15 protein-coding genes are annotated in these 21,068 nt (G+C 67.5%); 12 read left to right on the plus strand and 3 right to left on the minus strand.

All coding sequences use genetic code 11. The features are described 5' to 3' along the window. Positions 1-24 precede the first annotated feature (24 nt). Together recQ and J5837_RS09165 are read right to left on the minus strand one after the other, a co-directional pair. Entirely contained in the window at positions 25-1,848 is a 1,824-nt protein-coding gene (recQ, locus tag J5837_RS09160; RefSeq protein WP_210536454.1) for a DNA helicase RecQ, read from the minus strand. A 200-nt stretch (positions 1,849-2,048) separates the two neighbouring features. Beyond that, the gene (locus J5837_RS09165; protein WP_210536455.1) at positions 2,049-2,576 is read right to left on the minus strand and encodes a Dps family protein; all 528 of its coding nucleotides are present in this window, start codon (positions 2,574-2,576) and stop codon (positions 2,049-2,051) included. A gap of 83 nt (positions 2,577-2,659) precedes the next feature. Here J5837_RS09165 and hrpA point away from each other — a divergent pair, with 83 nt between their 5' ends. Beyond that, positions 2,660-6,568, plus strand: a complete 3,909-nt coding sequence (hrpA, locus tag J5837_RS09170) for an ATP-dependent RNA helicase HrpA (protein WP_210536456.1) — start codon at positions 2,660-2,662, stop codon at positions 6,566-6,568. 172 nt (positions 6,569-6,740) lie between these two features. Here the strand turns inward: hrpA and J5837_RS09175 are convergent, their stop codons facing one another. Continuing rightward, a complete protein-coding gene (locus tag J5837_RS09175) occupies positions 6,741-7,244 on the minus strand; it encodes a hypothetical protein (RefSeq protein WP_210536457.1) in 504 nt (167 codons plus the stop codon). Between the two features lie 135 nt (positions 7,245-7,379). On the opposite strand from J5837_RS09175, the gene J5837_RS09180 reads away from it, so the two are divergent. From J5837_RS09180 to J5837_RS09230, 11 genes are all read left to right on the plus strand, one after another. Then, positions 7,380-9,521 (plus strand): RelA/SpoT family protein, encoded by a 2,142-nt coding sequence (locus J5837_RS09180; RefSeq protein ID WP_425504841.1) that lies wholly within the window; start codon positions 7,380-7,382, stop codon positions 9,519-9,521. 17 nt (positions 9,522-9,538) lie between these two features. Next, positions 9,539-11,101, plus strand: coding sequence for a hypothetical protein (locus tag J5837_RS09185; protein WP_342345526.1), 1,563 nt, complete (start codon positions 9,539-9,541; stop codon positions 11,099-11,101). Positions 11,102-11,152: 51 nt separating this feature from the next. Then, positions 11,153-12,016 (plus strand): NAD-dependent epimerase/dehydratase family protein, encoded by an 864-nt coding sequence (locus J5837_RS09190; protein ID WP_210536458.1) that lies wholly within the window; start codon positions 11,153-11,155, stop codon positions 12,014-12,016. A gap of 2 nt (positions 12,017-12,018) precedes the next feature. Next, positions 12,019-12,993, plus strand: a complete 975-nt coding sequence (locus tag J5837_RS09195; RefSeq protein WP_210536459.1) for a glycosyltransferase family 2 protein — start codon at positions 12,019-12,021, stop codon at positions 12,991-12,993. A 10-nt stretch (positions 12,994-13,003) separates the two neighbouring features. After that, positions 13,004-13,939 carry a glycosyltransferase family 2 protein gene (locus J5837_RS09200; protein ID WP_210536460.1) on the plus strand — a complete coding sequence of 312 codons (936 nt, stop codon included), beginning with the start codon at positions 13,004-13,006 and terminating at the stop codon, positions 13,937-13,939. Between the two features lie 75 nt (positions 13,940-14,014). Continuing rightward, positions 14,015-16,438, plus strand: a complete 2,424-nt coding sequence (mrcB, locus tag J5837_RS09205; RefSeq protein WP_210536461.1) for a penicillin-binding protein 1B — start codon at positions 14,015-14,017, stop codon at positions 16,436-16,438. After that, positions 16,438-17,022, plus strand: a complete 585-nt coding sequence (locus J5837_RS16410) for a hypothetical protein (protein WP_210536462.1) — start codon at positions 16,438-16,440, stop codon at positions 17,020-17,022. The genes mrcB and J5837_RS16410 overlap by 1 nt, the downstream gene beginning before the upstream one ends. Before the next feature lie 122 nt (positions 17,023-17,144). Further along, positions 17,145-19,160 (plus strand): DNA repair helicase YoaA, encoded by a 2,016-nt coding sequence (gene yoaA / locus J5837_RS09215; RefSeq protein WP_210536463.1) that lies wholly within the window; start codon positions 17,145-17,147, stop codon positions 19,158-19,160. Next, on the plus strand, positions 19,153-19,572 hold the full coding sequence (locus J5837_RS09220; RefSeq protein WP_210536464.1) for a VOC family protein: 420 nt from the start codon (positions 19,153-19,155) through the stop codon (positions 19,570-19,572). Before yoaA ends, J5837_RS09220 begins: the two co-directional genes overlap by 8 nt. A gap of 1 nt (position 19,573) precedes the next feature. Further along, a complete protein-coding gene (tsaB, locus tag J5837_RS09225; RefSeq protein ID WP_210536465.1) occupies positions 19,574-20,266 on the plus strand; it encodes a tRNA (adenosine(37)-N6)-threonylcarbamoyltransferase complex dimerization subunit type 1 TsaB in 693 nt (230 codons plus the stop codon). A gap of 425 nt (positions 20,267-20,691) precedes the next feature. Further along, positions 20,692-21,068 (plus strand): hypothetical protein (locus tag J5837_RS09230; protein ID WP_210536466.1); only part of this gene is annotated, 377 nt, incomplete at its 3' end.

Genomic DNA, 21,068 nt, shown 5'->3' on the forward strand with positions numbered 1-21,068 from the left:
CCCTGCCGTGTCAACCGAGCGCGTTCAGCCCTGTCCGCGCACCGCCTGCAGCACCTGTTCGCCGTACCGTGCCAGCTTGCTGCCGCCGATCCCGTTGATCCGGGCCAGCTGGTCTAGGCTGTCGGGGCGGTGCTCGGCGATGGCGCGCAGGGTGCTGTCGTGCAGGATCATGAAGGGTGGCAGGTTCTGTTCGCGCGCCAGTGCCGCGCGCAACTCGCGCAAGGTGTTGAACAAGGGCAGATCCTGCGGCCGTACCGACAGGCCGGTCGGGCGCTCGCGCCGTTCGTGTTCGCGGTCGCGCTTGCGCGGCAACTGGCGGCGCATCGTGACCTGGCGCCTGCCTTGCAGCACATTGCGGCTGGCTTCGGTCAGATGCAGGGCGCCGTAGCCTTCGGCATCGACCGCGACCAGTCCCGCGGCAACCAGCTGCCGGAACACGCTGCGCCAGGCGCCGGCGTCCAGGTCGGCGCCGATGCCGTAAGTGCTGAGCCGATCGTGGCCGAACTGGCGCACCTTCTCGGTTTCGCCGCCGCGCAGGATGTCGATCAGGTGCGCCGCGCCGAAACGCTGGCCGCTGCGGTAGATGCAGCTCAGCGCCTTCTGCGCGGCGAGCGTGGCGTTCCAGGTTTCGGCCGGTTCCAGGCAGTTGTCGCAGTTGCCGCAGTCGTGCGGGTAGATCTCGCCGAAACCGGCGAGCAGCACGCGCCGGCGGCATTCGGTGGATTCGCAGTAGGCCAGCAACTGGTCCAGCTTGATCCGTTCCAGCCGCTTGCGTTCCTCGCTGGCCTCGCCGCGTTCGATCATCTGCTTGAGCAGGGTCATGTCGCCCAGCCCATAACACAGCCAGGCTTCGGCGGCTTCGCCGTCGCGGCCGGCGCGGCCGGTTTCCTGGTAATAGCCTTCCAGCGACTTGGGCAGGTCCATGTGGGCAACGAAGCGCACGTCCGGCTTGTCGATGCCCATGCCGAAGGCGATCGTCGCGACCATCACGACGCCGTCCTCGCGCAGGAAACGGCGCTGGTGCGCCGCGCGCAGTTCCGCATCCAGGCCCGCGTGATAGGGCAGGGCGGCATGGCCCTGCTGGCGCAGGAATTCCGCGGTCTCCTCGACCTTGCGCCGCGACAGGCAATAGACGATGCCGGCTTCGCCGCGCCGCGTGGCGAGGAAGTCCAGCAACTGGCGCCGGCCGTTTTCCTTCTGCACCACCGTGTAGCGGATGTTGGGGCGGTCGAACGAGCTGACGAAGCGCCGCGCCTGCTCCAACTGCAGGCGTTCGGCGATCTCGCGCTGGGTCGGCGGATCGGCGGTCGCGGTCAGGGCGATCCGCGGCACCTGCGGCCAGCGTTCGTGCAGCACGGTCAGCTGGCGGTATTCGGGGCGGAAGTCGTGGCCCCATTGCGACACGCAGTGGGCTTCGTCGATGGCGAACAGGGCGATCCGGCTGCGCTCCAGCAGGGACAGGAAGCGCGGGGTCAGCAGGCGCTCGGGGGCGACGTAGAGCAAGTCCAGTTCGCCGGCGAGCAGGGCGTCCTCGACCTGGCGCGCGGTGTCGGCGTCGAGGGTCGAATTGAGGAAGGCGGCACGCACGCCGAACTGGCGCAAGGCCTCGACCTGGTCCTGCATCAGCGCGATCAGCGGCGACACCACGATGCCGGTGCCGTCGCGCAGCAGCGCCGGCACCTGGTAGCACAGCGACTTGCCGCCGCCGGTAGGCATCAGCACCAGGGCGTCGTGGCCGGTGGCGACGTGTTCGACGACTTCCTGTTGCGGGCCGCGGAAGGCGTCGTAGCCGAACACGTCGCGCAGCAGTCGCTGCGCGGGGCGCAAATCGTGGGTGGAGTGGGGCATGGCGTCAGGATAACCCGCGTTCACGGCGGGTCAGTCGGGAGAAGGCGCGCACGAGGGTAGGAAAAACCCTGCGGGAGCGGACCTGCCCGCGGCGGTGCGTAATGTTCCACTGTGGGAGCGACGTAAGTCGCGATGCCTTGACGCCACCAAAACGAGAACCTTCGCGACTTACGTCGCTCCCACAATGAGGTGAATCGGGGCTATTCCAGCAGCGAACGCAGCATCCACGCGTTCTTTTCGTGGATGTTCAGGCGCTGGGTCAGCAGGTCCACGGTGGGATCGTCGCCGGCGTTGTCGGCGGTCTTCAGCACCTTGCGTGCGGTGCGGCACACGGCTTCGTTGCCGGCGACCAGCTGACGGACCATGTCCTGCCAGCCGGGTACGCCGGTGGCGCCGGGTTCTTCCTGGATCGACGACAGCTTGACGAACTCCGCGTACGAGCCCGGCGCGTTGAAGCCGAGTGCGCGGATCCGTTCGGCGACTTCGTCGAGTGCGGTCCATTCCTCGGTGTACTGGCCTTCGAACATCAAGTGCAGGGTGTTGAACATCGGCCCGGTGACGTTCCAGTGGAAGTTGTGGGTCTTCAGGTACAGGGTGTAGCTGTCGGCGAGGAAGCGCGACAGCCCTTCGGCGATCTTGCGGCGGTCGCCGGCGGCGATGCCGATGTCGATGTCCGGCGAAGTGGCGGCGGGGGAAGCGGGCTTGCCGGCGGTTTTGCTCTTGGCCATGGGGGTGCTCCTCGTGGTGGTTGCGGTCACAATAATCCGCCCCCATGCATTGTGTAAGTGGAAAATTCCGCTTCCTCCGATTGATGCCAGCTATCGAAACCACTCCCGCTGCTGCCCGCCGGGCCATCGACGGCGCGCTCAGCCGCGATCGCGGCCGCCTGCATGGCCTGTGGTCGCGCTGGCAAGCCAAGCCCGGAGACGCGAAGGCCCGCGACGCGTTCGCCACGGCGCTGGCGGCCTCGGTCGCCGCCCGCGAGGCGCGCGCCGCCCGCGTGCCGGCGGTCACCTTGGACGAAGCGCTGCCGATCGCCCGCGAGGGCGAGCGCATCGTCGAATTGATCCGCAAGCACCAAGTGGTCGTGGTCGCCGGCGAAACCGGCTCGGGCAAGACCACCCAGCTGCCGAAATTGTGCCTGGCGGCTGGCCGCGGTGTCGCCGGCATGATCGGCTGCACCCAGCCGCGCCGCATCGCCGCGCGCGCGGTCGCCCGCCGCGTTGCGGAGGAATTGCACAGCCCGATCGGCGACGTGGTCGGCTACCAGGTGCGCTTCAACGACCAAGTGGGGGACGCGACCCAGGTCAAGTTCATGACCGACGGCATCCTGCTGGCCGAGATCGCCCGCGACCGCTGGCTGTCGGCCTACGACACGATCATCGTCGACGAGGCGCACGAGCGCAGCCTCAACATCGACTTCCTGCTCGGCTACCTGAAGCAGTTGCTGCGCAAGCGCCGCGACCTGAAGGTCATCGTCACCTCGGCGACCATCGACACCGCGCGTTTCGCCCGCCATTTCGACGATGCGCCGGTGATTTCGGTCGAAGGCCGGACCTATCCGGTCGAAGTCCGCTACCGGCCGCTCGAAGGCGAGGTCGACGCGGATGGCGAGCTGCGCGAAGGCGAGCGCAGCGTGAACGACGCGATAGTGGGCGCCATCGACGAGATCACCCGGCAGGATCCGCGCGGCGACGTGCTGGTGTTCCTGCCCGGCGAACGCGAGATCCGCGACGCGCACCAGGCGCTGGAACGGCGCAAGTACCGCGAAACCGAGGTACTGCCGCTGTACGCACGGCTGTCGACGAAGGACCAGGACCGCGTGTTCAACCCCGGCACCAAACGCCGGCTGGTGCTGGCGACCAATGTCGCCGAAACCTCGCTGACGGTGCCGCGCATCCGCTACGTGGTCGACCCGGGTTTCGCCCGGGTGAAGCGCTATTCGCCGCGGCAGAAACTCGACCGCCTGCATATCGAACCGGTTTCGCAGGCCAGCGCCAACCAGCGCAAGGGCCGCTGCGGGCGCATCGCCGAAGGCATCTGCTATCGCCTGTACGCCGAGGCCGATTTCGCCGCGCGCCCCGAGTTCACCGATCCGGAAATCCGCCGCTCGTCGCTGGCCGGGGTGATCCTGCGCATGCTCGCGCTGGGCCTGGGAAGCATCGAGGACTTCCCGTTCCTCGAACCGCCGGACGAACGCGCCATCGCCGATGGCTGGCAGCAGCTGGGCGAGCTCGGCGCCATCGACAAGGACCGCAGGCTCACCGCCATCGGCCGGCAGATGGCGCGCCTGCCCGTCGACGTGAAGCTGGCGCGGATGCTGGTCGCCGCGCAGCAGCACCGCTGCCTGCGCGAAATGCTGGTCATCGCCGCGTTCCTCGGCATCCAGGATCCGCGAGAACGTCCGCCGGAAGCACGCGAGGCGGCCGACCACGCGCATGCGAAGTTCGCCGATGCGCGTTCGGAGTTCGTCGGCATCCTCAAGTTGTGGGAAGCCTATCGGGCGGCCCACGAGGACCTGACCCAGTCGAAGCTGCGCGACTGGTGCGAGAAACATTTCCTTGGTTTCCTGCGCATGCGCGAGTGGCGCGAGTTGCATCGCCAGCTGCTGTTGTTGTGCGAAGAGCTCCAATGGCAACCGGACGAAGCTTCGCCGCTGTTGGCCGAGGGCGCGCAGGAAAAAGCCCGGTTGGCCGCATACGTCGCCTTGCACCTCGCCCTGATCGCCGGCCTGCCGACGCAGGTCGGCCATCGCACCGAAAAAGGCGATTTCCTTGCGCCGCGCCAGCGCCGCTTCCACCTGTTCCCCGGCTCGGCGCTGGCGAAGAAACCGCCGCCATGGACGTTGTGCGCGACGCTGCTCGACACCCAGCGCGTCTGGGGGCTGACCAATGCGGCGATCGAGCCCGACTGGGTGATCGCCGAAGTGCCGCATCTGCTGGCGCGCAAGCATTTCGACGCGCACTGGTCGCGAGCGCAGGGCCACGTGCTGGCTTCGGAGCAGGTTTCGCTGTTCGGCCTGGTGCTGGCGCCGAAGAAACCGGTCCACTACGGCCGCATCGCGCCGTTGGAAGCGCACGACATCTTCGTGCGCCAAGGCCTGGTCACCGGCGAAATCAACACCCGTTCCGGCTTCGTCGCCGCCAACCTGAAGACGCTGGAGCAGGCGCAGGAAGAAGAAGCCAAGCTGCGCCGCGCCGGCCTGGTCGCCGACGAGGACTGGCAGGCGCGCTGGTATCTCGACCGCATTCCGTCGGAAATCCATTCCGCTGCCGGACTCGATGCCTGGTGGAAATCGCTGGCCGAGGAAAAGAAGCGCGCGCTGCACTGGTCGCTGGCCGACCTGTTGCCAGGCGAGGGCAGCGAACAGGATCGTTACCCCAAATACCTGGCGCTGGGCGATGCGCGCCTGCCGCTGCACTACAAGTTCGAGCCGGGCGCGGCCGATGACGGCGTGACCCTCGAGGTGCCGTTGCACCTGCTCGGCGCGCTGGATCCGGCGCGCCTGTCGTGGCTGGCACCGGGTTTCGTCGCCGACAAGGCGGCGGCCCTGATCCGTTCGCTGCCGAAGGCGATGCGGCGCAACTACGTGCCGGCGCCGGATTTCGGACGTGCGTTCTTCGAAGCGTTCCCGCAACCGACCGCCGACGACATCCGCGGCGAACTCGCGCGCTTCCTGTCCAAGGCCACCGGCGCGCAGCTCGCCGCCATCGACTTCGATGAGACTGCCCTGGAGCCGCATCTGCGCATGAACCTGCGCCTGCGCGACGAGAAGGGAAAGATCATCGCCGAATCGCGCGACCTCGATGCATTGCGCGCGCGTTTCGGCGAACGCGCCAGCCATGCTTTCGCCGCGCGCGCCGGTCGTGCGCTGGCGGCCGAAGGCTTGCGCGAATTCCCCGCAAGTCCGATCCCGCTGCAGGTGCCGGGCGAGGCCGGCGTGCCCGCGTATCCGGCCCTGGCCGACACGGGCGAAAGCGCCGCGTTGCGCATCTTCGCCGATCGCAACGAAGCCGCCGAGGCGCATCCGCAAGGCGTGCGCCGGCTGCTGGAGATCGCCCTGGCCGACAAGGCCAAGCAGGCGCGCAAGCAGTTGCCGGTCTCGCCGAAGACCGGCCTGCTGTACGCGGCAATCGAATCGCAGGAGCGCTTGCGTGGCGACATCGTCGATGCGGCGATGAACGCGGTGCTGGCCGAAGGCCTGAGCGAAATCCGCGACCGCGCCGCGTTCGAGCGACGCCGCGACGAGTCGGGCAAGGCCTTGTTCGGCGCATCGATGGAGCGCCTCGCGCTGGCCGAAAGCATCCTGTCCGCCGTCGCCGAGCTGAAGCCGCTACTGGAATCACCGCTGATGGGCTGGGCACGCGGCAATCTCGACGATCTGCGCGCGCAACTCGATGCGCTGGTGCATCCGGGCTTCCTGCGCGACACTCCTGCCGAAGCGCTGGCGCAGTTCCCGCGCTATCTGAAGGCGATGATCCTTCGCACCGAGCGGGCCAAGCGCGATCCGACCCGCGATCAGCAGCGCATGCTGGAGCTCAAGCCGTTCGTCGATGCACTGCGGGACGCGACGGAGCGGGGTGTCGCCGCGCAGCCGCAATGGCAGGCGCTGCGCTGGGACCTGGAGGAGTTGCGCGTATCGGTATTCGCTCAGGAACTGGGCGCGCGCGCCGGCATCTCGCCGAAGAAACTCGCGCAACGGCTGGCATCGCTGGCGTAGGGTGGGCACGCTCTTCGCGCCCACCATCTGCCGTGGCCTTGTAGAGCCGAGCTTGCTCGGCTGCTCTTGCTTCGCAGGTGCCGTGCTTGCCCCGGCACGCTTTTGATCTTCGCAGGAAAGGGCGAAACGCAAGCAAAAGCAGCCGAGCAAGCTCGGCTCTACAAAGCGAGCATCAGTCGATGCGGTAGACCCGCGCCTTCGGCATGTCTTCATCGACCTGCAGGAACCAGCGCCCGGCGATGCCCGGCACGACCACGATCTCCGGCGCGTTCAGCGGCTTGCGCAGCTTCATCTGGCCTTTCAGCACCTTCCAGCGCTGGCCGTTCTCCAGTTCGAACTCGGTGCCCGGCTCCCAGCCGGCGACGTCGCCCTTCAGCCGGCTCTTGATCGGCTGGTCGTTGAGGCCGATCAATGCCGAATGCTCCGCTTCCTGCTGACGCTGCGCCTGCACTTCGGCCTTGGCTTCCGCCTTGGCCGCGGCGACCTGGACTTCGTCTTCGCCGCGCAGGATGCGGTTCAGCGCCGCCAGTTGTGCCTTCGACAGCTTGTCCAGGCCGGTTTCGCGCAACTGCTCGGCGTTGAGCCGTTGTTCGAGATCGACATAGGCTTGTTGCGCGGCCGCCGGCAAGGCGGTCAGGGCGAGCAGGCAGGCGAAGGCGGCAAGAATCCGGCGCATGGCGTTCGTGGCATGGAATCGGCAGATGACAAGATTGCGCCGGTTTTGTGACACGATGATGTCGGTCCGCTCCGCGACCCTTGCTTTCCGGGCCATAGCGCCCATTGCAGGATTCCATCGTTGTCGAGACACGTCGTGGCCGTCGCTTCCCCGCAAGACCTGAAAACGCTGCTGGACCATCCCGCCATCGCCGCGATGCCCGCGGCGCTGCGCGAGGCGGCGACGAAGGCGTTGCGGGAACCGGTGGAAACCGACGACCCGCCGGCGGTGCTGGCCGATGCGCTGGAAATCCTGCGCAGCCTGTCCGCCGACGGCGAGGCGGTCGCGGCGACGCTGTGGCATGCCGTGCCTGCGCTGCGCGAACAGGTGACGCCGGCCTTCGCCAAGGCGCATCCCGGCGTGGCCGTGCTGGTCGAAGGCCAGCAGGCCGCCGCGCAGGTGTGGGCGTTGCATGCGCAGTCGGACCGCATGGGCAACACCGAAGGGCTGCGCCGCCTGCTGCTGGCGATCGTGCAGGACCTGCGCGTGGTGCCGATCCTGCTGGCGCGGCAGCTGGCGCGGATGCGCGTCGCCGGCAAGCTGCCGCCGGCGCAGCGCCGCGAACTGGCGCAGCTGACCCGCGACATCCATGCGCCGTTGGCCAACCGGCTGGGCATCTGGCAGTTGAAGTGGGAGCTGGAGGACCTGGCGTTCCGCTTCCTCGAACCCGATACCTACAAACAGATCGCCGCGCAACTGGACGACAAGCGCCAGGGCCGCGAGCGCTACATCCAGCAGGTCAAGCGGCAGCTGTCGGCGGTGCTGCGCGAGAACGGCATCCCTGCCGAGATCAGCGGCCGGCCCAAGCACATCTACAGCATCTGGAAGAAGATGCAGCGCAAGCAGGTGTCGATGGACGAGCTGTACGACCTGCGCGCAGTGCGCGTCGCGGTCGACGACGTCGCTGCCTGCTACGCCGCGCTGGGCGTGGTGCATGCGCTGTGGACGCCGATCCCGAGCGAGTTCGACGACTACATCGCCCGGCCCAAGGCCAACGACTACCGTTCGCTGCACACGGCCGTGGTCGGTCCGGAAGGGCGCACGCTGGAAGTGCAGATCCGCACCCACGAGATGCACGCGCAGGCCGAGCTTGGCGTGGCCGCGCACTGGAAATACAAGGAAGGCGGCAAGTCCGGCGACCAGGCCTTCGAGCGCAAGATCGCATGGATGCGCCGCCTGCTGGACCAGTCCGCCGAAGGCGAGAACATCGGCGGCGAACTCGATGCCGAGCTGGCCGAGGACCGCATCTACACACTGACCCCGAAGGGCGAAGTGATCGACCTGCCGCGCGGCGGCACCGTGCTCGACTTTGCCTACCACGTGCACACCATGGTCGGGCATCGCACGCGCGGGGCCAAGGTCAACGGCCGCATCGTGCAGTTGAGCCACCAGCTGCGCAGCGGCGACCGCGTCGAGATCCTGACCGCGAAGACCGGCGAACCACGCCGCGACTGGCTGTTGCCGGCCAATGGTTTCCTCGCCAGCGGGCGCTCGCGCGACAAGGTGCGTGCGTGGTTCCACAAGCTGGATCGCGCGCGCAACGTGCAGGCCGGGCGCGAGCTGCTGGAGAAGGAGTTGAAGCGCCTAGGTGTGCAGCATGCCGACCTCGGCCCGATGCTGAAGCGCTTCCACGCGGAGAACATCGACGAGCTGTACGTCCAGGTCGCGCTCGGCGATACCGGACCGAACCAGGTTGGCCGCGCCCTACTCGAGGAGCAGCGTGCGCAGGCGCAACCCGCGGCGGCGACGCAGCCCCTGCTGCGCACGCCGCGGCGCGCCCCGGCCCCGCCGAAATCGCGCTTCACCGTGCAGGGCGTGGGCAACCTGCTGGTGCAGCTGGCCAAGTGCTGCCAACCGGTCGCGGGTGAGCCGATCGCCGGTTACCTGACCCGCGGGCGCGGGGTCAGCGTGCATCGTGCCGACTGCACCGCGTTCCGCCGCTTGGCCGCGGCCAATCCGCAGCGCGTGCTGCAGGTGGAATGGGGCGTGGCCGGCGGCGGTTACGAGGCCGACGTGCAGGTCCTGGCCATCGACCGCAAGTGGTTGCTGAAGGACGTGACCAACCTGATCGCGCAGGAGGACGCGCATGTACTCGACATCCACAGCGAGGCCCTGCGCAACAGCGGCCGCATCCGCCTGCGCCTGCGCCTGAAGGTCAGCGACTACGGCCAGCTTTCGACCCTGTTGGGCAAGCTGGACGCCCTGCCGGGGGTCGAGGAAGCACGGCGTTCAGGCTGAATGGCTATGCTGTCGCGGTGACGCGCGATCCGCCCCGCAATCCCGACGAGCGCATCGAACCGACGCTGGACTGGCGCCAGGTCGAATTCCGTTCGCCCCGGCCTCCGCCGGCCCCGACCTGGCGCCGTCGTTCGCGCTGGCGCTGGATCGCCGCCATCGTCGTGTTGCTGGCGGCCGCGCTGGTGCTGTTCCGCCAACCGCTGTCGGAATGGCTGTGGTCGGGTTCGCGGGTGCAGGCCTTGCTGGACGAAGGCGACGCGGCGTTGCGGGCGGGGCGCCTGGAGAATGCGCGCTTGAAGTTCGAGGCCGCGCAGGCGCTGGACGGCGACCGCAGCGAGGCCCGTGCCGGGCTCGCCCGGGTGGCGAACGCGGCACTGGGCCAGGCGCGCGCCGCGACCCAGGCCGGAGATTTCGAGCGCGCCCGCCGGGCCATGGCGCTGGCCCGCGAATTGCAGGCGCCGCGCGCCGAAACCGAAACCGTGGCCGGGGAAATGCGCGAGCGCGAAGCGACGCGCGCCGGCATCGCCGGCCTGTTGCAACAGGCCGAAGCCGCGCGCGCTGCGCACCGGCTCGATGGCGACGCAAACGCCGCGTTGCCGCTGTACCAGCGCGTGCTGGCGCTGCAGCCGAACCGGACCGAGGCGCTGGAGGGCCGCGAAGACGCGTTGTCCGAACTGCTGCAGCAGGCCCGGCAGGCGCTCGCCGCCGGCGAACTGGCGCGCGGCGCGACCCTGGTCGCCGCGGCGCAAAGCTATGACCCGGGCCATGTCGACCTGCCCGAGGCGCAGGCGCTGTTGTCGCGCGCCATCGAGCAGCAACGCCAGCGCGCCGACGCGGACCTGCGCGCCCAGCGCCTGCCGCAGGCGCTGGCCGGGTACATGGCGGTGCAGGCGCTGGCCGCGAACGACGCCAACCAGACGGCCGCCGCCGCCCGTGGCGTGGAGAAGATCGCGCTGGCCTATGCGAAGCAGTCGCGCAAGCTGGCTGGCGATTTCGAGTTCAAGCAGGCCGAAGCGGCGTTGGCGATGGCGCGCGAACTGGCCCCGCAATCCGCCGAAGTGCGCGAGGCCGGGGAATACCTGGAGCGCACGCAGAAGAACCGCGGCCAGCGTTCGGGCGTCGCCGCCTCGCCGCAGAACCGCCAGCGCGCGCAGGCCCTGTTGGCCGAAATGGCCCGCGCCGAAGCGCGCGGCGACTGGATCGAACCGCCCGGCGACAGCGCCTACGACAAGTTGCGCGCCGCGCAGTCGCTGGCTCCTTCCGATCCGGCGGTGGACGCAGCCGCGCGTCGCCTGCTGCCGGCCGTGCGCGGTTGTTTCGAAAGCGAATTGCGCGGCAATCGTCCGCGCAGCGCGCATGCCTGCTACGACGCCTGGCAGGCGCTGGATTCCGACAGCCCCGGCCTCCCCGCCGCGCGCAGGCGCCTGGCGCAAAGCTGGGTGTCGGTCGGCGCGGAAAGATTGGGTACCGGCGATGTCGCCTATGCGCGCGAAGCGCTGCGGCGCGCACGATCGCTCGACGCGAGCGCGCCGGGCCTGGGGCAATTGCAGGCGCGCGTGGACAGCGTAAGGACGCCATAGCGCCCCGCGCTATCATGCGGGCCGGCACACCACGGCAATGGCGCGGTCAGGATGGCAGTACTCGTAATCGGCGCAAGCAGCCAGATCGGCCATTGCCTGCTGCCGCGCCTGCTCGCCGCCGGCTTCGATGTGGTCGCCTTGAGCCGGAAAGCGCAGGTGGGCACCGCGCGGATCGAATGGAAGCTTGCCCGCGTTCCCGATCGCATGCCCGAACCGGCGCGTTACGACGCCATCGTCAGCTTCGGTCCGCTCCTTGCGCTCGGCGAATGGCTTTCCCGGCAAACCGAAGCGCCGGCGCCGCGCCTGGTGGCGACGAGTTCCATGAGCGCCGTCAGCAAGCGCGATTCGGTGGTGGCGGACGAAGTCGAAATCGCGCGCCAGCTGCGCCGGGGCGAAGACGAAGTCGTCCGCCAGTGCGAACGCCTTGGCATCGGCTGGACCCTGTTCCGCCCGACCCTGATCTACGGCGTCGGGCTGGACAAAAGCCTGACCCCGCTGGCCCGTCGCGCACTGCGTTGGCGCGTGTTCCCGATTCCCGCCGCGCGCGGCTTGCGCCAACCGGTGCATGCCGACGACCTGGCCCAGGCGGTCGTGCGCGCGCTGGCCGTGCCCGAGTCGCAGGGCAGGACATTCGAGTTCGGCGGCGGCGAACGCCTCAGCGCAGAAATCATGTTCCGCCGCGTCCGCGACAGCCTGCCGCGTGCCACGCTGCCGTTGCCGCTGGGCCGCGCCGCACAGGCGTTGATGCGTTGGCTATGGCCTGCATCGCGTGGGCCGTTGTCGCGACTGGATCGGGATCTAGTTGCCGACAATGGGTTGGCAGTTTCCGTTCTTGGAATATCGCCACGACTGTTCCAACCGGATGCGGCGATGTGGACCCGGCCAGAGGCCGATATGGACATGGAGCACAGGTAACCATGCGGATTTCCGTCGCCCTCTGCACCTACAATGGCGAGAAGTATCTGCCGCAACAGCTCGACAGCCTTCTTCGCCAAGAACGGGTTCCCGACCAGATCGTCGTTCGTGATGACGTGTCCGCCGATGGCACGTGGGCCTTGCTCGAGGATTTCGCGGTCGAAGCCCGCGGACGCGGCGTCGAAGTGGATCTGCAACGCAATGCGGCCAATCTGGGTTACGTACGTAATTTCGAGCGGGCGCTGTCCGCGACCGATGGCGACCTGGTGTTCCTTTGCGACCAGGATGATGTGTGGCATGCGGACAAGATATTCCGCATGGCAAGGGAGTTTGGGCGTAGGCCACGGCTGGTGCTGCTCCATACCGATGCGAGGTTGGTCGATGGCAATGGTGTTGATCTCGGTTATGGACTTTTCGACGCGCTTGAGATGACTCGGGCGGAGATCGCCGATGAGCATGCGGGTCGTGCTTTCGATGTCCTGCTTCGTCGAAACACTGTGACGGGAGCCACCGTTGCAATGCGAGGCGATGTCTTGAAGAACGTGCCTTCTGCCCCGGACGGATGGGTGCACGACGAGTGGTTGGCCTTCGTGCTGGGGTTGGATGGCGAAATCGATTGTTTGCAGTGGAAATCAATGGATTATCGTCAACACGGAGACAATCAGATTGGAGTACGCCGGCATAGCCTCTATGACCGGGTCGCGCGAACCGGGTTGCCGAAACAAGAATTCATGAAGTCGCGATTGCAGTGCCTGCAGGCGTTGCAGGCAAAATTCGAGGCGGGCGAGCTGGTTGGCACGTCAGAACAGAGGGGTCGCGTGGCCGAACGGGTGGCGCACGCGCGCTTTCGGGCGCAACTTCCCGACAAGACTACAGCGCGTATGGCAGCGGTTTTAAGGGAGGCGATGACGGGTCGCTATATGCGCTATTCATCGGGAGCGCGTTCCATTGCTAGCGATTTGTTCGGCTTGAAATGAACGATATTGCATGAACGAAAAGGGTTCCCATGCCTATCCTGGACCTTCGCGCGATGTCTGCGCGATCGTGGTTACCTACAATCCAGACATTACTCGCCTGAGGGCCTGCGTTGATGCGGTGCGGAAACAGGCCGGTGGATTACTGATCTTCGATAACGCGACCACGGACCCGGAATTCGACCGGTTTGTAGTCGGGTCACAGAATGAAGCGATCGTTCGCAGCCCGGCGAACATAGGACTTGCCGCCGCGATCAACCGCGGTATCCGACATGCGGGACGGAATGGCTTCTCTCGGGTGTTGGTGCTAGACCAGGACAGTATTCCTGCCCCGGACATGGTGGCGACGCTGTGCCGCGCGCTGGATGAGCTCGGTTACGAGCGGAAGGCTGCCGCAGTCGGGCCGCAGTTTCAGGACACGCGCAACGGCGTCCTGGCGCCATTCGTGCGCGTCGGTTTTCCCTTCAATCGCAAGCTGTACGGCGGGCCTGGTGAACGGATCCAATGCGATTTCCTGATCAGTTCCGGTTCGTTGATTCCGTTGCGGGTGCTCGAAGAGGTTGGGGGCATGGACGAATCTCTGTTCATCGACAACGTCGACCTGGAGTGGTCGTTCCGCGTGCGCCATCGCGGTTACCGGCTTTACGGCATATGCGATGCGAAGATGGGGCACAGCATCGGCGATTCGGTGCGGCCGTCGCGCTGGGTGCGTGGCGGCCGGTTCGTGCATGGCCCGGTGCGGTTGTACTACATGATGCGCAATCGCGTACTGCTGTATGGGCGAAAGGAAACCCCGGCGAAGTGGATCGCCCAGGACGTGCTGCGCTTGTTCGGCAAGCTGGCGCGGATGTCGCTGCTCGTAGCGCCGCGCGGCCGCAACTTGCGGGCGATGTGCCGTGGCCTGTGGGATGGCCTGCGCGGCCGTTCCGGACCGATGCCCGCCGACTAAACGGACGGGGGTTTGCCGCCGCAGGCGGAGGCGCAACTGCGCTAGACTCGCACGAATTCCCTCTGTCGCACGCCCGTGGCCCGTTCCGATTACGACGAAGACGAAACCGACGATTACGACGACGATGACGGCGCGGAAGCGCCTGCATGGGGCAGCCGGGTACTCGGCTGGGCCCTCGCGGCGCTGGCGCTGGGGTTGGGGTTCCTGATCCCCTACACGCTGTACCTGAACCACCAGGTCAGCGTGCGTTTCGGCGCCCTGCAATGGCAGGTGCCCACCCGGGTCTACGCGCGGCCGCTGCAGTTGTCGCCGGGGCTGGCGATGGACGTACGCACCCTGAAGACCGAGTTGGATGCGGCGTCGTACCGGGATGACGGTACCGGCAAGACGCCCGGCGCCTACGCGCAGAACGGCGGACGCTTCACCATTTCCAGTCGCGGCTACATCGACGTGGACGGCCGCGTGGTGCCGCGGCGGGTGCAGGTCAGCCTGGCGGATGGGCGCGTGCTCGGGGTCAAGGACCTGGGCCGCAACGTGTTCCTGCGTTCGGTGCGGCTGGACCCCGCGCGCATCGCCACGCTGTACGGGCAGAAGCAGGAAGAACGCCGCCTGGTGCAGTTGCAGGACGTGCCGGAACTGCTGGTCACCGGCCTGCAGGCGGTCGAGGACCGCGATTTCCGCAGCCACATCGGCATCGATTTCAGCGGCATCCTGCGAGCCGTATGGGTCACCGCGCGCTCGGGCGGCGAGTCGCGCCAGGGCGCCAGCACGCTGACCCAGCAGCTGGCGCGCAGCGGCCTGCTCGGCATCGGCAAGGAACAGACGCCGGCGCGCAAGTTCAACGAAATCCTCTACGCGCTGATCCTCGATGCGCGCTACGACAAGCGCACCATCCTCGAGGCCTACTTCAACCAGGTGTACTGGGGCCAGCGCGGCAACCAGGCCATCCACGGCGTGTCGGCGGCGTCGGAATTCTGGTTCGGGCGCGATCTGAAGGACCTCGGCACCGAACACATCGCGCTGCTGATCGCCTTGGTCAAGGGGCCGTCGTACTACGACCCGCGCCGGCATCCCGAGCGCGCCCTGGAACGCCGCAACTTCGTCCTGCAGAAGCTGCGCGAAACCAACTTGATCGACGATGCCGAACTCAAGCGCGCCACGGCCGCGCCGCTGGGCGTCAGCAAGACCCCCGGACTGCTGGCGGCGAACCGTTTCCCTGCCTATGTCGACTTGGTGCGCCGGCAACTCGCGCGCGATTATCCGGAAAGCGTGCTGCAGGGCGCCGGCTTGAGCGTGATGACCGGCATGTCGCCGTCGGCGCAGGCCTACGCCGAAGGCGCGGTGACGCGCACGATCAAGGCGGTGGAAAACAAGCGCCGGCCCCCGCTGCAGGCCGGCATGGTGCTCACCGACGTGCACGATGGCGACGTGCTGGCCGTGGTCGGCAGCCGCGACGTGTCCGAGCCGGGCTTCAACCGTGCGGTCGAAGCGCAGCGTCCGGTCGGCTCGCTGCTCAAGCCGTTCGTTTACCTGCTGGCGCTGGCCCAGCCGGACCGGTATTCGCTGGCGAGCTGGGTCGAGGATTCGCCGATCACCGTGCAGCTTGGCGGCGGCCGCAAATGGACGCCGGGCAATTCGGACAACCGCAGCCACGGCACGGTGCGCCTGGTCGACGCGCTGTCGCATTCGTACAACCAGGCGACGGTGCGCATCGGCATGAAGGTCGATCCGCAACGCCTGGCGGAACTGATCCGGGTCCTGGCGGGGATCAAGGCCGAACCGAACCCGTCGCTGATCCTCGGTTCCACCGACCAGAGCCCGTACGCGATCGCGCAGCTGTACCAGTTCCTGGCCTCGGGCGGCCAGATCCAGCCGTTGCACGCGGTGCGTGGCGTGCTCGATCCGAAGGGCAAGCTGCTCAAGCGCTACGACAAGGCGCCGGCGCCGGCGCAGGGTGGCGACTCGATTGCGGCGAACCTGATCGGCGTCGCGCTGCAACAGGTGGTCAGCAACGGTACCGGCCGACAACTGCTCGGCGACGGGCTGGGGCGCCTGCAATCCGCCGGCAAGACCGGCACCAGCAACGACGGCCGCGACAGCTGGTATGCCGGCTACACCGGCGACCATCTCGCCGTGGTGTGGATGGGCAACGACCAGAACGAAATGACCGGCCTGTACGGCGCCACCGGCGCGATGCGGGTGTGGTCGGGCATCTTCTCGCGCCTGCCCAGCGCGCCGTTGAAGGTGTCGGGCAAGGGCCTGGACTGGCAGTGGGTCGCCGGCAACAACAGCACCGACCCGGGCTGCCCCGGCGCGCGGCAGCTGCCGTTCGTGGTCGGCTACGCGCCAGCCTACGCGCAGTGCGTGATCCAGACGATTCCGGAAGACGGCGAAGCGCCGGCCGAAGAGGAAGGCGGCGGCTGGCGCAGCTGGTTCGGCCTGGACAAGAAGCCCGAAGCGCCGCAGGAAGCCCCCGCGCAACCGGCGGAGCAGCCGTGATGACGAAGTTCTTCCGGGGCGGCGCCGTCGCCGTCATCGCCGGCTTGTTGTCCGCATGCGTCGGCGGGCCGGCCACTGCGCCTCGCGCCCCCGCGGCGCCGCCGGCCGATGTCGCCGCGATGTACGCCGCCGTGCAGACTGCCGGCAAGGCCGACGAGCGCGAGCTGGCGGTGGTGCCGTTGCGCGATCCGCAAGTCGAGGATTTGCGCGAGACCGCTGCTGCTGCGCTGGCACGCCGCGACCTCGGCGCCGCGGCCGATGCTTTGAACCAGGCCCTGTTGCTGGTGCCCGACGACCCCGCCCTGTTGCAGGAACGCGCCGAAGTCGCTCTGCTGGCGTCCGATCTGCCGCGCGCGGAAAACCTCGCGCAGCGCGCGATCGACCTGGGTTCCGCGGCCGGCCCCCTGTGCCGCCGGCATTGGGAAACCCTGCACCAGATCCGCGAATACCGCCTGCGTGCGGCGCCGCCCGTTGCCGCGACGGCAACGGAACAGGCCGAACAGGCGAACGCGCTGGCGAAGCAGGTCGCCGACGCCGCGGCCGGTCGCGATGCCTGCACCGTTGCGGGTTTTGATCGGATGTAGCCTTTGCGTTGTAGAGTCGAGCTTGCTCGACTGCTCTTCGCCCGGTCCGCAAGAAAGCAGAAACAGTCGAGCAAGCTCGACTCTACAAAGACGAACGACGCCTTAGATTCTGGTTCTTTCCCATGTCCCGCCTTGCCATCGCCAGCCGTGAAGCCCTCAGTGAGGGCGGCGCGCTGGCCAGCCAGCTCGACAACTTCGCGCCGCGCGAAGCGCAGCAACGCCTGTCGGTGGCCATCGCCGATGCATTCGAGCATCGTGACGTGCTGCTGGCCGAAGCCGGCACCGGCACGGGCAAGACCTTCGCCTACCTGGTGCCGACGTTGCTGTCGGGTTTGAAGACGATCATTTCCACCGGCACGCGTGCGCTGCAGGACCAGCTCTACCATCGCGACCTGCCACGCGTGCGCAAGGCGCTCGGCGTCGGCCACAAGTCGGCGCTGCTGAAGGGCCGCGCCAACTACCTGTGCAAATACCGACTGGAAAAGACCAGGGGCGAACCGCGTTTCACCACCCGCGAACAGGTCGCCCAATTCCAGCGCATCGTCGCCTGGGGCGGACGCACGCAGTACGGTGATGTGGCCGAACTCGAAGGCCTGCCGGAGGATTCGCCGCTGCTGCCGATGGTCACCTCGACCGCCGACAACTGCCTCGGCACCGAATGTCCGTTCTGGGAAGACTGTTTCGTCGTGCAGGCGCGCCAGCGCGCGCAGGCCGCCGACGTGGTCGTGGTCAACCACCACCTGCTGCTCGCCGACCTTGCGCTGAAGCAGGAAGGCTTCGGCGAAATCCTGCCCGGCGCGCAGACCTTCGTCATCGACGAGGCGCACCAGCTGCCCGAGCTGGCGGCCAACTTCTTCGGCGAAAGCTTCGGCCTGCGTCCGCTGCAGGAACTGCTGCGCGACTGCCTGGGCGAGTGCAAGGACGTCGCCGGCGCGCTCGCCAGCCTGCAGCCGCCGGTGCGCGCGGTCGAACAAGCGCTGCGCGAACTGCGCCTGGCGATGGAAGGCCTGCCGGCACGCGGCACCCGCGCGCGGGCGCTGGCCAAACCGGAAGTCGCCAATGGCTTCGAGGCGCTGCTCGATACCCTGGCGCAACTGCGCGAGACCCTGGTGCCGCTGACCGAAGCCTCGCCCGGTTTCGATGCCTGCGCGGCGCGCAACGCGGACACGATCTCGCGGCTGTCGCGTTGGCTCGGCCATGAAGACGCCAGCGATGCGTTCGCCGACGAGGAAGTCGTCGACGATGCCGGCGAGCCCATGGATGGGTCGTCCGACGTGTTCTGGTACGAGCTCAGCCCACGCGGCTTCCGCTGCCAGCGCACGCCGCTGGACGTGTCCGGCCCGTTGCGCGAGCACCGCGAGAAATCGCGTGCAGCCTGGGTGTTCACCTCGGCGACGCTGGCGGTCGGCGACAGTTTCGACCACCTCGCCGTCCGCCTGGGCCTGGAAGATCCGGAAACCCTGTTGCAGCCCAGCCCGTTCGACTGGTCGCGGCAGGCGTTGTGCTATTTGCCGCAAAAACTGCCGGAGCCGAATTCGCGAGGTTACGGCACCGCGCTTATCGCCGCGCTGTTGCCGGTGCTGCACGCGTCCAACGGTCGCGCCTTCATCCTGTTCGCCTCGCACCGCGCGTTGCGCGAAGCCGCCGAAGCGTTGCGCGATTGCCCGTGGCCGCTGTTCGTGCAGGGTGAGGCGCCGCGCGCGACGTTGCTGCAGCGCTTCCGCGAATCCGGCAATGGCGTGTTGCTGGGATCCGCCAGTTTCCGCGAAGGCGTCGATGTGGTCGGCGACGCGCTCAGCGTGGTCGCCATCGACAAGCTGCCGTTCGCGGCGCCGGACGATCCGGTGTTCGAGGCGCGGCTGGACGCGATCCGCCGCAGCGGCGGCAATCCGTTTCGCGATGAACAGCTGCCGCAGGCGGTGATCGCGCTGAAGCAGGGCGTGGGCCGGCTGATCCGCAGCGAGACCGACCGTGGCGTGCTGGTGCTGTGCGACCCGCGCATCACCGGCAAACCCTATGGTCGGGTGTTCCTCGACTCGCTGCCGCCGTTCGCGCGCACACGCGACGTGGCCGATGTGCAGGCGTTCTTCGTGGCAGAATCCGCGGAATATTCCACGACGGAGGCGAGCCATGGCTGAGGGGAAAACATCGAACGCTCCGCGCGTGCACGGACTGGGTGGCGTGTTCTTCAAGGCCGAAGACCCCGCGGCGCTGTCGGCATGGTATGCGCGCCACCTGGGCCTGGACATGCAGTCTTGGGGCGGGGCGATCCTGCCGTGGAAGCGCACTGATACCGGCGGGGAAGCCTGTACGGTGTTCGCGCCGTTCAAGGCCACCACCGAGCATTTCAAGCCCAGCGAAAAGTCGTGGATGTTCAACTTCCGCGTCGACGACCTGGCCGCCACGCTGGCGGCACTGCGCGAGGAGGGCTGCACCGTGCTGGACGAGCGTTACCAGGAAAGCGCGGAAGGCAAGTTCGGCTACGTGCTCGATTCGGAAGGGGGACTGGTCGAGCTGTGGGAACCCGCGCCGGAATCGTCCGGCTCCTGACATGAAGCTGCTCGCTTTCGAAACCGCTACCGAAGCCTGTTCGGTCGCCCTGTACCTGGACGGCGAAGTGCGCGAGCGCTTCGAAATCGCGCCGCGCCGCCATGCCGAGTTGTCGCTGCCGTGGGCGGACGCGCTGTTGGCCGAAGCGGGTCTCGCGCGTTCGCAACTCGACGCCATCGCGGTCGGTCGCGGTCCCGGTGCGTTCACTGGCGTGCGCCTGGCCATCGCGCTGGCACAGGGCATCGCCCTGGCGCTGGACCGGCCGGTGGTGCCGGTCTCCACGTTGCGCGCGCTGGCCGCGCAAGCAAGTGGCGAACGCATCCTCGCCGCGATCGATGCGCGCATGGGCGAGATCTACGCGGCCACCTTCCGTCGCGAAGGCGAGGAGCTGTTGGCGACCAGTGACGAAACGGTGATCGCGCCGGGCCTGTATGAACTGTCGGGGCAGGGTAACGACTGGCTCGGCGTCGGCACCGGTTTTGCTGCGGAATCCGGCACCTTGCAATCGCACCTCGGTGCTCGCTTCACCCGAATCGACGCCACCGCGTTGCCGCGCGCAAGCGACGTCGCGAAACTGGCGGTTCAAGCCTGCGCGCGCGGCGAAGCGATCGCCGCGGAACTCGTCGAGCCGGCATACCTGCGCAACAACGTGGCGTTGACGCTAAAAGAGCAGAAGGCGTTGCGCGGAAGGTAGAAGAGGCTGCTTTCGGCCCACCGGGGCGGTTAGCTCAGGAAGCGCTCGAAGATGGCTCCGTCTAAATCGGGCGGGTGTCGGCGACCGCTGACGTCGATATACCTGTGAATCCAATACAGACGGGCCTGCTTCGTGCGGGGCTGGAATGCTTCAGCGGCAATCTGTGCCGAACTTCATCGAACAGCCGAGGCTTATGGACGGGGCTCGGGCTGGCTGCTTATGGCTGCAGAATTCTCCACGCCAGGCGTTAGACGGTCTCCTTGCCGCATAACACCCTCAATGTTTCACCTGTGGCCGCTGCAGATTGCCCCTGCAACCCCCGGATTCGCGTAGGAAAAGTCGATTGACGGCTGTGCGGGCGCATGTCCAGAATCCGCGCTACACCCCACTTTGGGGTCTAATCGTAGTTAGGCGCCAATTCCAACATGGCAGCGATCGTTGAAACCCTACAAGACGTATGCCTCCTTGCTGAAAGGATGCCTGGCATATCGATCCTCGGCAGCGATGTTTCGACCAGCGAGGCTCGCATTCGCGTCCTGTCTTCCGGGGCGGAGGCTATTGGCATCCTGCAATGGCTAGCGTCATCTGCAAATGCAACCATTGACCCTTGCCTCGCGCCACCTGCGGACACTGAGATTGAGCAAGTAATTGTGGCTAGAGTCCTTCCCAGAGATGGCTTGGCACTTGGCGAGCTGCAGATCCTTGGTATTCATATCGTTTGGCACCTGCACAAAATCGGGGCCATGAATGGTCCAGATGCAAATGTTCTACTTCACAAGTGGGGCGCCACACCGGTTGGCGC

Source organism: Pseudoxanthomonas helianthi (assembly GCF_017939625.1).
Taxonomy (GTDB): domain Bacteria; phylum Pseudomonadota; class Gammaproteobacteria; order Xanthomonadales; family Xanthomonadaceae; genus Pseudoxanthomonas_A; species Pseudoxanthomonas_A helianthi.

What these genes read in the sequence shown, in the direction of transcription:
- J5837_RS16410 (WP_210536462.1), top strand. Translation starts at nt 16,438, where the DNA reads ATGACGAAGTTCTTCCGGGGCGGCGCCGTCGCCGTCATCGCCGGCTTG.
- J5837_RS09200 (WP_210536460.1), top strand. Translation starts at nt 13,004, where the DNA reads ATGAACGAAAAGGGTTCCCATGCCTATCCTGGACCTTCGCGCGATGTC.
- J5837_RS09220 (WP_210536464.1), top strand. Translation starts at nt 19,153, where the DNA reads ATGGCTGAGGGGAAAACATCGAACGCTCCGCGCGTGCACGGACTGGGT.
- recQ (WP_210536454.1), bottom strand. Translation starts at nt 1,848, where the DNA reads ATGCCCCACTCCACCCACGATTTGCGCCCCGCGCAGCGACTGCTGCGC.
- J5837_RS09195 (WP_210536459.1), top strand. Translation starts at nt 12,019, where the DNA reads ATGCGGATTTCCGTCGCCCTCTGCACCTACAATGGCGAGAAGTATCTG.
- hrpA (WP_210536456.1), top strand. Translation starts at nt 2,660, where the DNA reads ATGCCAGCTATCGAAACCACTCCCGCTGCTGCCCGCCGGGCCATCGAC.
- J5837_RS09190 (WP_210536458.1), top strand. Translation starts at nt 11,153, where the DNA reads ATGGCAGTACTCGTAATCGGCGCAAGCAGCCAGATCGGCCATTGCCTG.
- tsaB (WP_210536465.1), top strand. Translation starts at nt 19,574, where the DNA reads ATGAAGCTGCTCGCTTTCGAAACCGCTACCGAAGCCTGTTCGGTCGCC.
- yoaA (WP_210536463.1), top strand. Translation starts at nt 17,145, where the DNA reads ATGTCCCGCCTTGCCATCGCCAGCCGTGAAGCCCTCAGTGAGGGCGGC.
- J5837_RS09175 (WP_210536457.1), bottom strand. Translation starts at nt 7,244, where the DNA reads ATGCGCCGGATTCTTGCCGCCTTCGCCTGCCTGCTCGCCCTGACCGCC.
- J5837_RS09165 (WP_210536455.1), bottom strand. Translation starts at nt 2,576, where the DNA reads ATGGCCAAGAGCAAAACCGCCGGCAAGCCCGCTTCCCCCGCCGCCACT.